13 protein-coding genes are annotated in these 11378 nt (G+C 30.5%); 8 read left to right on the top strand and 5 right to left on the bottom strand.

Features of this window, described 5'->3' with window-relative positions:
• The 5 genes from N4T20_RS20710 to N4T20_RS20690 all read left to right on the top strand — a co-directional run bounded on the left by N4T20_RS20710 (position 1) and on the right by N4T20_RS20690 (position 4050).
• Entirely contained in the window at positions 1 to 954 is a 954-nt protein-coding gene (locus N4T20_RS20710; protein ID WP_260670958.1) for a hypothetical protein, read from the top strand.
• The gene (locus N4T20_RS20705; RefSeq protein WP_260670957.1) at positions 941 to 1654 is read left to right on the top strand and encodes a hypothetical protein; all 714 of its coding nucleotides are present in this window, start codon (positions 941 to 943) and stop codon (positions 1652 to 1654) included. Before N4T20_RS20710 ends, N4T20_RS20705 begins: the two co-directional genes overlap by 14 nt.
• A gap of 58 nt (positions 1655 to 1712) precedes the next feature.
• Positions 1713 to 2099 (top strand): hypothetical protein, encoded by a 387-nt coding sequence (locus tag N4T20_RS20700; protein WP_260670956.1) that lies wholly within the window; start codon positions 1713 to 1715, stop codon positions 2097 to 2099.
• Positions 2100 to 2530: 431 nt separating this feature from the next.
• The gene (locus N4T20_RS20695; RefSeq protein WP_260670955.1) at positions 2531 to 3313 is read left to right on the top strand and encodes a hypothetical protein; all 783 of its coding nucleotides are present in this window, start codon (positions 2531 to 2533) and stop codon (positions 3311 to 3313) included.
• A gap of 206 nt (positions 3314 to 3519) precedes the next feature.
• Entirely contained in the window at positions 3520 to 4050 is a 531-nt protein-coding gene (locus N4T20_RS20690; protein WP_260670954.1) for a hypothetical protein, read from the top strand.
• Between the two features lie 298 nt (positions 4051 to 4348).
• Here N4T20_RS20690 and N4T20_RS20685 read toward each other — a convergent pair whose 3' ends face one another.
• The 3 genes from N4T20_RS20685 to N4T20_RS20675 form a co-directional block, all read right to left on the bottom strand.
• The gene (locus tag N4T20_RS20685) at positions 4349 to 4831 is read right to left on the bottom strand and encodes a YybH family protein (RefSeq protein WP_260670953.1); all 483 of its coding nucleotides are present in this window, start codon (positions 4829 to 4831) and stop codon (positions 4349 to 4351) included.
• A 131-nt stretch (positions 4832 to 4962) separates the two neighbouring features.
• The gene (locus N4T20_RS20680) at positions 4963 to 5772 is read right to left on the bottom strand and encodes a helix-turn-helix transcriptional regulator (RefSeq protein ID WP_260670952.1); all 810 of its coding nucleotides are present in this window, start codon (positions 5770 to 5772) and stop codon (positions 4963 to 4965) included.
• 46 nt (positions 5773 to 5818) lie between these two features.
• The gene (locus N4T20_RS20675) at positions 5819 to 6568 is read right to left on the bottom strand and encodes a DeoR/GlpR family DNA-binding transcription regulator (RefSeq protein ID WP_260670951.1); all 750 of its coding nucleotides are present in this window, start codon (positions 6566 to 6568) and stop codon (positions 5819 to 5821) included.
• An 88-nt stretch (positions 6569 to 6656) separates the two neighbouring features.
• On the opposite strand from N4T20_RS20675, the gene N4T20_RS20670 reads away from it, so the two are divergent.
• Complete coding sequence (locus tag N4T20_RS20670) at positions 6657 to 7196, top strand: 5' nucleotidase, NT5C type (protein WP_260670950.1); 540 nt, start codon at positions 6657 to 6659, stop codon at positions 7194 to 7196.
• 69 nt (positions 7197 to 7265) lie between these two features.
• Here N4T20_RS20670 and N4T20_RS20665 read toward each other — a convergent pair whose 3' ends face one another.
• Together N4T20_RS20665 and N4T20_RS20660 are read right to left on the bottom strand one after the other, a co-directional pair.
• The gene (locus N4T20_RS20665; protein WP_313771882.1) at positions 7266 to 8771 is read right to left on the bottom strand and encodes an ATP-binding protein; all 1506 of its coding nucleotides are present in this window, start codon (positions 8769 to 8771) and stop codon (positions 7266 to 7268) included.
• Between the two features lie 298 nt (positions 8772 to 9069).
• On the bottom strand, positions 9070 to 9252 hold the full coding sequence (locus N4T20_RS20660; protein ID WP_260670948.1) for a hypothetical protein: 183 nt from the start codon (positions 9250 to 9252) through the stop codon (positions 9070 to 9072).
• 544 nt (positions 9253 to 9796) lie between these two features.
• Between N4T20_RS20660 and N4T20_RS20655 the strand changes: the two genes are divergently transcribed.
• Together N4T20_RS20655 and N4T20_RS20650 are read left to right on the top strand one after the other, a co-directional pair.
• On the top strand, positions 9797 to 10426 hold the full coding sequence (locus tag N4T20_RS20655; RefSeq protein ID WP_260670947.1) for a hypothetical protein: 630 nt from the start codon (positions 9797 to 9799) through the stop codon (positions 10424 to 10426).
• A 353-nt stretch (positions 10427 to 10779) separates the two neighbouring features.
• Positions 10780 to 11142 (top strand): hypothetical protein, encoded by a 363-nt coding sequence (locus N4T20_RS20650; protein WP_260670946.1) that lies wholly within the window; start codon positions 10780 to 10782, stop codon positions 11140 to 11142.
• Positions 11143 to 11378 lie beyond the last annotated feature (236 nt).

Genomic DNA, 11378 nt, shown 5'->3' with positions numbered 1-11378 from the left:
ATGAGAAGAAGATTTGTAAAAGGAACTATAATAAAAACTACTGGAGGAAGCCATTATATGTTTTCTAACGGTAGTATTATTACTAATGCCATGGGAAAAATAATAGAAACCGCTGATGGCGAAATTATTTACGGTGAACCTATGGATGCACCTCCAAAAAGACTTGATGACAGAATAGTGTATGTAAATGGGCATTTTTATAATAAAGATGGAACTTTTGAAGGAAAAATAAATGAACCCGATTTTGAAGGAAGTGTTGATGATGTGTATATATGTGATGGGAAATCTACTCAAAAAAATAAAAATGGGGATGATTTTGTTACATATAACAATGCTAAGGCACTAAAAGAAAACAATGTGAATATAACACATGAAAAGTTTATCAGTTTAAGCTCAACTGTTTATGGAGAAAGTTCAGCTTATAAAAACAATATTGGTTTCATAACAGAACTATCAATGGAAATGTTTGCGATAGCAAGTGTTCATAGGATTAATAAGATTGCTTATGGCAGTGATAGTGATCAAGCAAAATTGTTTAGAAAAACAGAAATTGAGAAAAGAAATGGTACCAAAATGCAGTTAGCTGTTGGCGCTTTAATATATTCTCTTGCATCTGAAAATGATGCGAGTAATGGAGCAACTATGTGGGATGGGGCTGAACAAGCACAATTTTTAGAAAGTGACGATAGATTTTCTACTGGTAAATTTGAAATTCATATGAACACGATGGGATGGACCATTTCAGATGAACATTACAAAAAATGGAAAGAGGGTGTTGAAAAATTGGGAGGGAATTTTAATGCCCCACAAGAAAAATATACCCCTGGAAAAAATCCTAATAATAAATTTTCTACTTCTGGAACTATAGCACTTGAATCAACAGCAGTTTATTTAGGAACTATTTTTTGGAAAGAATTAAAATCAAGAAAAAAGAAAGTAAATGAAAAAAAATAAACTAATTATAGTTTTTGTTTTACTATTGGTAATTTCTTGTAAAAATCATAATAAAGGTTATATAATAATTCATTCTAATAATAAAGATATGAAAATTCTTCATTATTTTAATGCAAATAATGAAGAATACGCACGAGTTTATGGCGATAGTAAGGAGGACGATTCAATTAAATTTACAATAGATAAAAATGATCTTTTGGTCAGTGAATTTGTCTACAATCAAGAACTCAGAAAGCGCATTGTTAGAGGAACTATTCGATATGTAAATTACACTACTTCAATTACGGATATTAAATATTCTTTAAATGTGGATGGATTTATGAATATAAAACCTATTATGAATTTAGATTTTTTGGAAAAAGATAAAGAAATTGAAAAAATTATAAAAGAAAACTGCAAAACAAGTATGAGTAATAAAGAAAAAAAAATCTTTAGTGATTGTAATTTCATCTTTCCTCAATTAAATAAAATTGATTATTTACCTGATAATTCTAAGATTGTTTCTATTGAAATTGTGAAAAACAAAAGAAAACAATTTCAAAAAATTAATTTACAAGCCAATTATTTTAATATTAAAATTGATTATGAAAGATGTTATTACTATGACGGTAAAAATATTCAAAAGATAAAAACATTCATTAAGGATAGTATTTCAACAGATATCATCATGGATTATTATTCGAGAATTAATTTAGATTAGTTTGTGTAATTATATTTTGGAAAGAAGTTAATATTTCAAAACCTAAAGAAAATACCAAATGATAAAGAACTTATTACTTTTAATGATACTTCAAATTAATATTTGTTCATCACAAAATAAAAACTGCTTTTGTGATGAAAATAAATTGATGAATGAAAGTAGTATAAATTGCGATACAATCAAATTAAAGAATAATTATAATCTTTATTGGCAATTTAATTGTGATAGAATATGGTTAACCATAGAAAAACCAAATAAATCTAAAATTGTAATAAATGAAGTAGATGTAAATCTATATCCATATACATATAGATTAGGTTATCAACTAATCAAAGATTACTCAAATAAGTCGCTATTTCGCAGTGGTTGTTCAGCAAACGGGCTCTGTAAGTTTATATTAATTAATAAAAAGAATGGAAAAAAAATAAAAGAATATTTTGACTAAATTCTGTAATACTATTTTTAATTATTGAAAAGATGTTAAGATGTAAATGTTTGTAAGTTAGTGTGTTTTATCTTTAAAGTAATGTTTTGACTTGCTGCGTAATAAATGTTTTGACAGATGGTCAAGACTATAGTAATGGAGCACGTTATTGGGATGGTAAAGAATTTGGAATAAGTATAACGTTACAAAAGCACTAAGTGGAGATATCTGTTTAATTTTTGATAAAGATAGTGTTCGCGTAAAAGCAAGTAAGGATAGGAAAATGATAATAAAAATGGTGAAAAATTAAGTGTAAATATGCAAACTTTTACAGGACGAGACTAAGCTAATATGGGTGATGTAATTGATAAAACATTTTACAGAATAGCCAGAGGAGACGAGAAACAGTATATAAATTATAAAGGGTGGCAACCAGGTGAAAATATTACTTTATGAAAAAAATAATTTATTTAAATATAATTATTTTTAGTTTTTTTTCATGTACTAAAAAGCAAAAAGATCTAAAAATAGAATTGTTAACCAATGAAATTGTTTGTGTAGATAATTTAAAAAGCTTTGATTATATTGAAACTCGATATCAACCAAACAAAGAATATGATAGTTTATCAAAAAATATACTTCATTATAGGATAATTAATAATTCTGATAAAAAATATTTTATAATGTTTAATGAGAATTCAATTGGAACATTAGAAAGGGATCTTTATAATGAAGCTATAGGGAAAAAGGATCTTTCTCCATTAAATTCGTTAGATTTTAGTTTGTATAAAAATAATTCTGTCCTAGATGGTTGTTCTACCAAAATTGAAAATGCATGCGGTACTATGGTAGACTTTGAAATCAAAAGAGGAGAATTTCTTATTAACAAATATCTTGAAGAAAATAAACTTGAACGAATGTATGCCTTAAAACGAGTTGATCTTCCTAATGAATTATTACAAAGTTTTGTTCTTCATCCAGGAGAAATAAAATATTTCACTTCAATAGTCAATTTGCCATATCGAAATGATAAAAAATGGTTTTCAAATGTAGGTAAGCTAAAACCAAATGAAGGGTCAATTTCTTTAAAAAACGATTCCATATTTACAAAATCAAAAATAACTGACGATCAAAAAAAGGAAATCAAAGAAAATGGATATGTTTTATTCAATGATAAAATATATTCAAATAGAGTTCCTGTCAAACTAATTTATTTAAGAGCTAAGAAAAAATAATTATAGAGTAGGATTTGCCCCTCGCTAGCGCTAGCGCGAGCGTCTCGCTCGTGAATGCAATCTAAATCAATTTTAAAACTATACGGGCATGAGCGAGACGCTGGCAGGGGAATAAAAGAGTATCCTCAAAGATACTTAGATAATTAGTAGTTATGCGTCAGTTTTGAATTGACTAAAAAAGATTAAACCATTTAAAATTATAAAATATGCAAATTAACACGTTTTGGAAAATACTACTTAAGATTATTGGACTTTGGTTACTGTTTAGTTGTATTTCAATAATTCCCCAATTTTATTCAACGTTATCTTTTACAAACGGAAATTTAAATACCGAAAGTTTATTAATGATTTGGTTGATGTTAATTGTTTCGATTATAATTTACATTTTAATTATTAGATTGTTTCTTTTTAAAACAGAATGGCTAGTTGAAAAATTAAAACTTGAAAAGAATTTTAACGAGGACAGAATTGATTTAAATATTAAAAGCTCGACAGTTTTGACTATCGCAATAATCGTAATTGGTGGCTTAATGATAGCAGAAAGTTTTCCTAATTTTTGTTCAAGATTATTTAATTTTTTACAGCAAAAAGCATTGATTAAGGATTATCCAGATTCACATTGGCTAGTTTATCATTTCTTGAAAATTATCATTGGTTATTTGCTTTTGACGAATGGAAAAAGATTGGCGAAATATATTGAGAAAGAAAGTTCGGAAGAAAAAAAACCGAACGCATAACAGCTACTACAACAGATTTGGGCAATAAGCTTAATAGAAATATGGCTTTGTATTTGGGATGATTTGGTAAATCCCAAGAATGGGCTTAATTTAGTCCCAAACCCGCTGTAGTACCAGAACGTAATAGCAATTTAACTTAGAAAACTAATGATAGCTAAGTTAATCCCCTCGCTAATGCAAGCATCTCACTCGTGAACGCAATCTGTACAGGTACAAGCGAGACGTTAATGTTAGTAAAAAGAAAGCCTTTCAGAAGTAAAATTCTGAAAGGCTTTTTTAGTGTTAGAAAAATGTTTTTTTATTTGGCTTCGCGATTGCTGCTGAAAGAATCTCTAAACATTTTCCAGCCTTTAGGCGTTTTTTTCCAAAGAACAAGAAATTTGCCATCGTCCATAAGTTCGCCTTTCGAATTTAAGGATTGCCATAAACCTTCTTCGGTAACGTATTCTACACCATCGCCGTATACAGCTGTGGTAATAAATTTGCCGCCTCTTAAGCCATACTCATCATAGGCTTTTCTAAAAAATTTGGCAGCGCCTTCTTTTCCATAAATTTGCGGCGCATTTGGAAGTAATATTGAAGCATCATCGGCATAACGATCTATGAAAATGGATGGATCATTATTTTTAAAGGAATTAAAATAAATCGCATTACTTTCCTGAATTGCTTTTTTTGCTTCGTCTAAATTTGCTGTTTCGTTTTTTGATGCCGAATTACAGCTGTTTAATAATATGGTAAATACAATTAATGTTGAAATTGTACAAAGAGCATAATTTTTCATAACAATAGTTTTTAATTAAAAGAATAGATTGATATTATTTTAATCAAAGGTATGGCGTCTAAAAACGTTTAAATTGTACAAATCGGAACTGTTTTTTCTGAAATGCTAAAGAAGTAGTGTCGAATATAGATTTAGATGATTAAATTATTTATTGGAGATAGATTTTCTAAGTATGAAGTAGGCGTAGTCCCTGTAAAAGCTTTAAAATCTCTTATAAAATGCGATTGGTCAAAGTAGCCAGAGTCGTAAGCAACTGAAGTTAAAAGCGAGTCGCTGTTCACAATAAGTTTGAGACTGCGCTGAAAACGGATGATCTTATTAAACGATTTTGGAGCAAGACCTGTATGCTGAAAAACAAGTTTATGCAGATAACGCGGCGTCATTCCGTATTTGGCTGCAATAGTATTGATGTCATTAACTGAAGGATTTTGGACTAAACTAGATAGAATATGAGCCACTTTCTGAATTTTTTGAGACTTATTGTCATTCGTTATCAGTTTCTTTATTAAGAAAGATTCAATAAGTTCAATTCGTTTTTTTATATCTGGCGTTTCCAAAAGCTGCAAATGAAGCGTTGTTATGGGTTTGCCAATAACATCCTCTAAATCTAAAATCTGATCATTAAAGATTCCGACTTCATCATTAAAAAAATAAGCTGCAGAATGTGTGTAAAACCGAATGCCAAGCATGGTATGTCTGCCTTTTGATTGTATGGCAAGCGGTTTTGTGATTTGTCCCCACAATTCGATTTTGGGTGTTCTGTGAAATTTTTCATCAATCAAGGATTCCCAAATGCCATCGCCGAGGTTAAAAATCATTTCCATTTCGCCACTCGGAAATACAGTGTCCTGAAATTCTATATCAGAATCTGACTCAAAAATATAATAATGTTTTATATAAAGTTTCAGAATTTCTGATGGCAGAAAATATTGGAATTTCATTGTTCTAGATTAATGTTAATTCATTGTCTAGACCAAAGTTATGAAATTAAAGAATAGTCAAACCAGTATTTTTGTACGGCTTTAAAATTTCATCTTCGGGAGAAACGTTCGTTACCAAAACATCAATATCATTTATCGGGCAGACAAAATACGATTCGGCAGTTTCGACTTTTTCAATAGAACTGAGAGCGATGACAAAATTGGAGTTCTTAATCATATTTTTTTTGAGCACAGAATCGTCGTATAAGATTCCCGTAATACCGCGTTCGTGATGAATACTGCAGATTCCTAAAATGAAAATGTCTGCCCTGAAATTCCTAAAAAAGTCTATTGTTTCAATGCTCGAAGTTGCAAAAGAAGTTTTGCACATTTTGCCTCCTGCAAAAATGAGATCAATATTGGGTAAATCTTCAATCAATGAAGCGACGGGAAAACTGTTGGTAATAACCGTCAGTTTTAAATCGTAAGGAAAGCTGGCAACCAAAGCCAAAGAAGTGGTTCCTCCGTCAATAAAAACAACTTGTCCGTCTTTTAAATAGGAGATAGCCTTCTGGGCAATAATCTTTTTGTTTTCGATGTCGTGTTTTTCTCTTTTTCTATAATGAAGCGGAATTGGAGAAGGAGCGACGGCACCTCCGCGAACAGCTTTTAAAAGTCCCTGATCTGAAAGTTCCTTTAAATCGCGACGGATGGTATCTTCCGAAACGTTCAAATAATCACTTAATTCTGCCGATGAAACGCGATGTTCTTTAGATAAATATTCTAAAATTGCCTTTTGACGTTCTTCCTTTTTCATTTATGTTGCGGTTTTATATTGCAAAAATAAGTTAAAAATTGCAATATTTTGCAATTTTTGCATAATTTTACCGCAAAATAAAATTATCATGAGAAAGAAAACCATTGCAGTTGATATGGATGGGGTACTAGCCGATATAGAGTCCCAATTGATAGAAGAATATAATAAAGAATACGGAATGAACCTTTCGAAAGAGGGAATTCAAGGATTAAGTGAAGAAGAAGCTTTTAAAGAAAGAGAACTTTTACACGGAATTTTGAATAAAGGCAACTTTTTTAGAAATCTGCCTGTAATGCCAGATGCAGTCGAAAGTTTGCAGGAACTCCAAAAGAATTTTGAGATTTTTATTGTTTCGGCAGCAACAGAATTTCCAATTTCTCTTGCTGAAAAAGTGGCTTGGCTCGGCGAACATTTCCCTTTTATAAAGTGGGAAAACATTGTTTTATGCGGAAGCAAAAGAATCATCAATACCGATTATCTGATAGATGATCACTGTAAAAATTTAGATTACTGCATGGGCAAGCCTATTATGTTTACTGCCTTTCACAATATAAACAAGACACACCATTTGAGAGTAAATAACTGGAAAGAGGCTGTGGCTGTTTTAAACGAAACATTAGAAGCCTAAATCAGGTTATAACATTTATTGTTTTTGAAGAAAAAAGTCTTTCGGATTAATTCTGAAAGGCTTTTTAAATTAATAAGCGAATTTTTCTTTTACTTTAATCTGAGTTTGCTCTGGCATCACGATTTTTACTTTAAAACCTTTATTGGGTTCAGTATCAATGTCAAATGTGCCGTTTACAGCTAGAATGCGATTGGACATATTTTGAAGGCCATTTTTTACAATAATGCTTTTTTCGCAGCCTATGCCATTGTCCATATAACTTATTGAAATTGATTTTTGGTCACTTTCAAATCGAATTACAACAATGCTTGCTTGGCTATGTTTTTTCATGTTTACCATTAGTTCCTGCAAAATTCGGCTGATGGTAATCTTTTTGATATCGTCAATGCTTTCCCAATTTATATTCTCTAAATTGGTTACCATAATGTTTCGCTCCCTTGTGTTATAAGCAGAAAGCATTTCTTTTATGCTGCGCGTGAAATTCGCGCCTGTATCAATGCTATTGTTTTCTCTTGAAATTCCTCTTACGCGGCTGTAAATATCATCTAGTTTTTGAAGCAGATTTTCTTTGGTGTTTTCTGTAGATAAGGGTTGAGATTCTGCAAAAGCAATTACTTGAAAAACATCGTTTGCCAGCTCATCATGGATTTTTTTAGCAATACGGGTTTCAGTGTTATATGAAGTTTTAAATTCGATGGCCTTGTTTTTATTCTTATAATAGCGGATCAAAATGAATATTAAAACAACTAAAAAAGCAAAAACGATCCCAAATACAATTTTTAAGTATTTGGCTCTTTGAAGCGATAATTGATTTTTAGCGCTTTCTAAACGAAGTTTTTCATTCTCATCTTTTTCTTTTTTGGCGTCGTATTTAATTTTGGCAGATTTGTTTTTGAAATTATTTCGAACTTTAATAATACTGTCATTTAGAGTAAAATACTTTTGGGTGTATTTGGCAGTATTAGGATTATTGTCGTTTGAAATTATTATTTGCAGGGCTTCGAGTCTTTCGTCAATACTGTTTAGTGCTGTAGCAACTTTGTAAGCTAAAAAAGCATTCTCATCCGATTTTTTTAAGTCTTTTTTAGAATAATAGTCGGCTAAGTGAAGATAGCTTTCAATGCTTCCATAAGTATCTTTAGTATTAATTCTAATTTTTAGACCTTCTGTCATTAACTGTAATCCTTTTTTATCTAATCCTTTTTTAAAGTAAGCATATCCTAAGTTATCTTTTATTAAGGATTCATTATAACTTTCATTTTTTTCTTTTAATATGCTATTGTTTAGCAGAGAATCTAAAAGAAAAATGGCATCATCGTATTTTTTTTGTTGAATGTATACAGCGGCAATGTTATTTAAAGGGATTTGTTTTTCAATAGGACTTTTATAATTGTTTACGGATTTTTTGTAATAAATTATTGCGTCATCATATAGAGAAAGTTCCTTGTCCGCAATACCTAATATATTATTTATGCAGGCTAAATGGGGTTTGCTTTTTTCCACATAAGATAATGCATCAGTTACCGTCTCTTTACTGCCATAATAATCTCCATTGATCTGTTGAATAGATGACATTTGTATAAGTGTATACGAAATATTGGCACTGTCTTTTAAGGTTTCAAAAAGTATTTTTGATTTATTGAATTGGTAGAAAGCAGTACCTAAATTTTGCTTTGCAAAATTTTCATCTGCTTTGTCTCTTAGATTTAAAGCTTCTTTTCGTATTGATTCTGTTCCAAGATTATTACTCTTTTTTTTATTACAGGAAAAGAGAAAAAATAGTACGAAAAAATATAAAAACGGGGACCGTAACATATAAAATTTACTTTCCCCGAAAGTAGTAATTAATTAGATACTAAAAATATATTTTAACTTATGGTTTTGTTGGTGGGTTAGTCTTCCCATCACCAGGACCATCAGGATTAGCATCTCCAGCGTATGAAGGCTGGATAGTTTTTTCAGTTTTCTTAACTGTTGGTGTCTCATACTCGTCAGGAGTGCAAGAAAATATCGTGAACAATAACGCAAAAGCGATAAATAGTATTAGTTTTTTCATTTTAATTTAATTTAGAAATTAGACATAGGTATGGCTGTCCGGAGTTGATCCAGATCTTGGAATGCGATACCAAAATTGTTTTAGGAAGTAGATCGTGTAGAACTGTAAGACGTAATTTATACTTCCCGAATAAACTCGGTCTTACGGTTTTCCACAATGTTAATTAGAACTAGTTTTATATTTTTGTTTTAGTCTGCAGACAAAACTTGAACTAATTTCTTGATGCAAAGTAAAGGCGCTTTTAGATCACTGTTGATAAGGGATTCCCGGAATTCCTGCGTATTCCTGAGATTCCCATAAATTCCCGATGAGATGAAAATGCAAAGCCTATTAATTCTAAACAAATCTTTATTATAATAGATGCAATAAGTCCGTCAAAAGTTGGTTGCGAACAATTAAAAAAAATATAGAAATAATATAGAATTGGAACAAAAATTGAAATGCTGAAAAGGATTTAATTGTAGAAGTCGAAAATAAAAGCATAGAAAAAAAATTGGTGAAAAATGAAAATAAAGAGTCTAAATCAGTTCCTAAAAAAGGCAAGATGAATAACACATTAGAAGCATATAAAAAGGCAATTAAGATTAAATACGAAATCGAAAAAGAGGGAGAATATTTTGATTTTTTAGACCATCCTTCCCGCGGAAAACTTCGCGATTTGTGCTGGCTTATCTTTGAAGATAACCCGACTAAAGATGATTTAAACGTTTTTAGGAATTTATTATGTTTGGATTTTGACCATACTCAAAAGCATAAGTTTAAGGATCAGAAAGATAAATTTAGGCCTATTGAAACTTTCTTTAAAGGCGAAACAGATCCTTCAAATATTGATGCCATAAATCTTGCCGCAGTGCTAGTCGATTTTCAGCCGCGCCCTTTTAAAAAATTCAACGAAAAATGTAGAATTGAAGAAGCCAAACAAATTAAAAGTGTCGAGAATAAGATAACTGCTGAAATCGATAATACTGGCATAGAAAAATTGGTTTTGGTAAAAAATGAAAATGAGGAGTCAAAAGAAATTCCCGAAAAGAGAAGTCTTTTATTGAATTTTAAAGGCTTATTTTCTAAAAAAATAGTTCAGAAAATATATCCTCGCAAAATAATTACGATTGCGGTTGGAGCAGTTGCTCTTGTTTCTTCTGCGTGTTTATATATTGTGCAGAAAAAAGATTAAAGGGAATAATTTCGGAAGCATTTTGAAAAATAAAATGCTCAAAGAGATAAAAAGAATAATTTTTTGAAGTGAAATTTTGGCGTTTAAAAAGTGTGTTTTTCGGCATATATTTACTGTTATTTACATAATAAAGATAAGAAAAAAATCTCGATAAACCTAGTGAAATCCAGGAAAATAACAGATTTTTTTGTTCTTTTTTTTAGATTTTTTTTCAACTTTGTTGCCTTCGTTTTTTATTACAGAAAATTCTAAAATCTTTTTTTTTAGCGGGATTGAAATAAAATTATTTTATATTTATAAAAGACTAAAAACAGTTTTGATTTTTAATAACAATCAGTTTAAAATACCCCTTTATGAAAAAGCTCTTAGTACTATTTATTGTTTTATGCACTGTCAGTTGTAAAAAGTATGTTGTATCGTTTGAACAGCCAACCAATATGAAACTGGATAACTTGAAACTAGAAGTATTTCTAGATAAAGAAAAAGTGCAGGAAATTAATTTAAAGGCGACAGAGGCATTGCCTACTTATGAAACTGTTGGACTGTCGGTATCTGGAGAAGGGAAACACCTGCTACAGGTTAAAGCAAAAGATACGACCTTCAATTTTGAGGTAAAATATCCGGAAGAGAAATATGTCAGAATTATAACTAACTTAAAAACCAATGGAAAAATCCATGTCGGAATTTTAAAGCAGAATTATAAATACAAATCGTAATGATTATTTGGCTCTAAATAGAGTTTTTTAACCGCAAAGAGCACAAAGATCAACGCAAAGTTCGCAAAGCTATTTATACATAGCCTTGCGAACTTTTTCAAATGAAGTTGTCTCAAAAAACTTAGCGGCCTTTGCGAAAACTCTTTGCGTGCTTAGCGTTAAACTTACAACAAAGACAAAGATAGACGCAACAAAGTTCGCAAAGCAATTTATAACAGCCTTGCGAACTTTTTGAA

Origin of the sequence: Flavobacterium sp. TR2, from assembly GCF_025252405.1 — a bacterium.
Taxonomy (GTDB): Bacteria; Bacteroidota; Bacteroidia; order Flavobacteriales; family Flavobacteriaceae; genus Flavobacterium.
Note: the sequence above shows the minus strand (reverse complement) of the source record. Positions and strands in the feature narration are given on the sequence as shown.

Coding starts and splice junctions, on each gene's coding strand:
- N4T20_RS20650 (WP_260670946.1), top strand. CDS start 10,780: ATGAAAAAGCTCTTAGTACTATTTATTGTTTTATGCACTGTCAGTTGT.
- N4T20_RS20695 (WP_260670955.1), top strand. CDS start 2,531: ATGAAAAAAATAATTTATTTAAATATAATTATTTTTAGTTTTTTTTCA.
- N4T20_RS20705 (WP_260670957.1), top strand. CDS start 941: ATGAAAAAAAATAAACTAATTATAGTTTTTGTTTTACTATTGGTAATT.
- N4T20_RS20700 (WP_260670956.1), top strand. CDS start 1,713: ATGATAAAGAACTTATTACTTTTAATGATACTTCAAATTAATATTTGT.
- N4T20_RS20665 (WP_313771882.1), bottom strand. CDS start 8,771: ATGTCATCTATTCAACAGATCAATGGAGATTATTATGGCAGTAAAGAG.
- N4T20_RS20690 (WP_260670954.1), top strand. CDS start 3,520: ATGCAAATTAACACGTTTTGGAAAATACTACTTAAGATTATTGGACTT.
- N4T20_RS20685 (WP_260670953.1), bottom strand. CDS start 4,831: ATGAAAAATTATGCTCTTTGTACAATTTCAACATTAATTGTATTTACC.
- N4T20_RS20660 (WP_260670948.1), bottom strand. CDS start 9,252: ATGAAAAAACTAATACTATTTATCGCTTTTGCGTTATTGTTCACGATA.
- N4T20_RS20655 (WP_260670947.1), top strand. CDS start 9,797: ATGAATAACACATTAGAAGCATATAAAAAGGCAATTAAGATTAAATAC.
- N4T20_RS20680 (WP_260670952.1), bottom strand. CDS start 5,772: ATGAAATTCCAATATTTTCTGCCATCAGAAATTCTGAAACTTTATATA.
- N4T20_RS20710 (WP_260670958.1), top strand. CDS start 1: ATGAGAAGAAGATTTGTAAAAGGAACTATAATAAAAACTACTGGAGGA.
- N4T20_RS20670 (WP_260670950.1), top strand. CDS start 6,657: ATGAGAAAGAAAACCATTGCAGTTGATATGGATGGGGTACTAGCCGAT.
- N4T20_RS20675 (WP_260670951.1), bottom strand. CDS start 6,568: ATGAAAAAGGAAGAACGTCAAAAGGCAATTTTAGAATATTTATCTAAA.